Origin of the sequence: Trichormus sp. NMC-1 (assembly GCF_001858025.1) — a bacterium.
Taxonomy (GTDB): domain Bacteria; phylum Cyanobacteriota; class Cyanobacteriia; order Cyanobacteriales; family Nostocaceae; genus Anabaena.
Genome location: NZ_LZQD01000002.1, coordinates 215465 through 218463 on the forward strand (window position 1 = coordinate 215465; position 2999 = coordinate 218463).

General features: G+C 40.4%; 3 protein-coding genes. 2 read left to right on the forward strand and 1 reads right to left on the reverse strand.

Features of this window, described 5'->3' with window-relative positions; translation table 11 throughout:
- Nucleotides 1–170: 170 nt before the first annotated feature.
- Nucleotides 171–1220, reverse strand: a complete 1050-nt coding sequence (gene fni, locus A9Y75_RS07890) for a type 2 isopentenyl-diphosphate Delta-isomerase (protein ID WP_071189645.1) — start codon at nucleotides 1218–1220, stop codon at nucleotides 171–173.
- A gap of 295 nt (nucleotides 1221–1515) precedes the next feature.
- Between fni and A9Y75_RS07895 the strand changes: the two genes are divergently transcribed.
- Entirely contained in the window at nucleotides 1516–2697 is a 1182-nt protein-coding gene (locus A9Y75_RS07895; protein WP_071189025.1) for a Calx-beta domain-containing protein, read from the forward strand.
- Nucleotides 2666–2999: hypothetical protein (locus tag A9Y75_RS28345; RefSeq protein ID WP_201788399.1), on the forward strand; the 334-nt coding region annotated here is incomplete at its 3' end. The genes A9Y75_RS07895 and A9Y75_RS28345, both read left to right, overlap by 32 nt.

Genomic DNA, 2999 nt, shown 5'->3' on the forward strand with positions numbered 1-2999 from the left:
CACCTGACTTGAAAATAAGACCCCACCCCTAACCCCTCCCCGCAAGCGATGAGGGGAATAAGAAGTTTTTCATGTGTTCTGGTGTACGCAGTTCATGATGGCTACTTAGCAACGGTTATGTTAGTCATTAGTAAAAAAACCAATGACTAAGGAAAGACAAGTTGTTTTCTTTATTGTATGCTTTGTAAACTGTCCGATTGCTTTAAGTGATACAAAGTTCTGTTACCAGTGCAGAATAATACGGTGGTGATTTCAGCAATTAATACCTCTGCTAACTCTTGCAGTGCAGTTTCTGATACATCTGCTGCTTGCAGGAAGGGCATTGCTAAACCGGCGATATCTGCTCCTAGTGCGATCGCTTTGGCGACATCTAAGCCATGACGTAACCCTCCAGAAGCAATTAAAGGTATTTGGGGAAACTGAGCGCGAATGCTGGTAATACATTCTGCTGTTGGTAATCCCCAATCAGCAAAAGTTTTGCCTAAGCGACGCTGTAATGCCGTTTCTGCCCGTTCGCTTTCCACCAACGCCCAAGATGTACCACCTGCACCAGCCACATCAATTGCTTGTACTCCTACAGATATCAGTTTTTCTGCCATTACAGCGGAAATGCCATTACCTACTTCTTTAGCAATTACAGGTACTGGTAACTTACTGCATAAGTTAGATATTTTGTCAAATAATCCCCGGAAGTTTGTATCACCTCTGGGTTGAATGAATTCTTGCAAAGGGTTGATGTGTAAAATCAAAGCATCAGCTTCTAAAATATCAATAATTTGCAGACATTCATCAACACCATACTCATAATTAAGCTGAACTGCGCCCAAATTGGCAAATAAAAGCACATCGGGAGCATATTTGCGAATAGCGAATGTGTCAGCAACTTGGGGTTTTTCCACCGCTACACGCTGGGAACCCACACCCATTGCTAGTTTATATTGTTGGGCGATTTCTGCCAAACGACGGTTAATGATTCCTGCTCGTTCTGTTCCTCCTGTCATGGAAGAGATTAACAACGGTGCATTCAGGCTTTTTCCTAAAAAATGGGTGGTGATATCGATGTCATTGCGATCGCATTCCGGTAAGCAACAATGGGTAAAGCGATAGCGTTCTAATCCAGTGGTGACTTGCTGACATTGTACATCTTCTTCCAGGCAGATGCGGATGTGATCTGCTTTGCGATTTTGGGTTTGTGCTGGGGTGCTGATAGGAGGGTTCACAGGTAATGATTCCAAGCTTTTACCTTCATTATTGTTACAGTCCCTAGAAAATTTGCACGCTCGAATTAGGATTGCTATGCGAGATGGCGTTACGTTTAACCCATATTAAATTTATTACCACCATTTTTCAATTAAACAGTCTTCATCTTCATAGCAAAGTGATTCATCATCATTTAGACAATATGCTTCAACAAAACTTCATGATTAAAACCAGTAGGAATACTATAGACTTAATTATACTGAATAAAAGAAAATAATAAGTAAACTGCTCAATATCTACAGGGTATAAATTGCAATGGATGAACTAATACTACAAGGCAATCAGGATATCTCTAATCCTGTGTCTGGACTGGAACACAACGGTTTTTTGGATATTCTCACTCCTCTTCAGACAACTCGTGGTAATACAGAAAGTCTTCGTCTGTGGCGATTATCGACGATTGAGGCAGAACAATACTGGTTTAATACTGTTCCTGAGAGGCGATCATATAGTAACATTTTTGGCTGGCAGCCTTCCAGTAATAACAGTGTTGTCGGTCAATTATTAACAGTTCAACAAGCTACTCTATCTACAGTTACCATTAGTGCTAGTGATGCAAATGCGGCTGAAACTCTTACTGGACAAACCGCAAATCCTGGGAAGTTTACCCTCACGCGCACGGGAAATATCGCTTCATCTCTAAAAGTCAATTACACAATTTCCGGTACAGCAACGAATGGGACAGATTACCAAACATTAACTAATAGTATTACTTTTGCAGCAGGTTTATCCACAGCGATAATTAATGTCACTCCTAGTGATGATACTGTATTTGAAGGTAATGAAACAGTTATCCTCAATTTGGCTACTAGTGCAAATTATACTTTAGGAACTGCAAAAACTGCTACTGTTAATATTGCTGATAACGACAAACCGACAATTACTCTCAGTGCGACAGATGCAAGTGCAGCAGAAACATTAATTGGACAAACTGCAAATCCTGGTAGGTTTACTCTGACACGCACAGGAAATAAAACTGCACCTTTGACTGTTAGTTATTCGGTTGCGGGTACGGCAACAAATGGGACAGATTATAATACTTTAACTAAAACAGTAACTTTTGCGGCTGGTTCAGCTACAGCATTAATTAATGTCAATGTCAAAGATGATGCTGTCTATGAGGGAAATGAGACAGCAATTGTTACATTAGCAAGCGGTACAAGTTACATTCTAGGAACTGCGAAAACAGCGACTGTAACTATTGTTGATAATGATAAACCAACAATTACTATTAGTGCGACAGATGCAAATGCAGCAGAAACATTAATTGGACAAACTGCAAATCCTGGTAGGTTTACGCTGACACGTACAGGGAATAAAACTGCACCTTTGACAGTTAGTTATTCGGTTGCGGGTACGGCAACAAATGGGACAGATTATAATACTTTAACTAAAACAGTAACTTTTGCGGCTGGGGGCTGCTACGGCATTAATTAATGTCAATGTCAAAGATGATGCTGTTTATGAGGGAAATGAGACTGTTATTGTTACATTAGCAAATGGTACAAGTTATATTCTAGGAACTGCGAAAGCTGCTACTGTTAATTTGGTTGATAATGATTCGTCAACTAATGTTAAGCCGACAATTACTATTAGTGCGACAGATGCAAGTGCAGGGGAAACATTAACGGGACAAACTGTAAATCCTGGTAGGTTTATGCTGACGCGCACAGGGAATAAAACTGCACCTTTGACAGTTAGTTATTCGGTTGCGGGTACGGCAACAAATGGGACAGATT